The sequence below is a fragment of the Halobacillus sp. A5 genome (assembly GCF_024189315.1).
Taxonomy (GTDB): domain Bacteria; phylum Bacillota; class Bacilli; order Bacillales; family Halobacillaceae; genus Halobacillus_A.
Map to the genome: position 1 here is coordinate 1 of NZ_JAIZEO010000019.1, position 255 is coordinate 255.

The 255-nt window shown below is 43.5% G+C and carries 1 protein-coding gene; it reads left to right on the forward strand.

Translation table 11 applies throughout. The features are described 5' to 3' along the window. On the forward strand, positions 1-255 hold a 255-nt coding region (locus LF822_RS22760; RefSeq protein ID WP_253926388.1), incomplete at both ends, for an ATP-binding protein.

Here is a 255-nt window from a genome sequence, read left to right on the forward strand (position 1 = left end):
TCAAAAAGACGTTGGATACGTTTGACTTTGATCGTATTAGTGGTGTGACCCGAAGGGACATCGAAGAATATATGAGTCTCAGTTTCATCGAACAAAGTCAGAATCTTATTTTCCTAGGTCCGCCTGGCGTTGGGAAAACACACCTTGCGGTTTCAATCGCTCTAGAAGCCATAAGCAAAGGATTGAAAACGTATTTTATGACAGCTCAGGAACTCGTTACGTCCCTTGAGACAGCAGATGGACAAGGGAAATTGG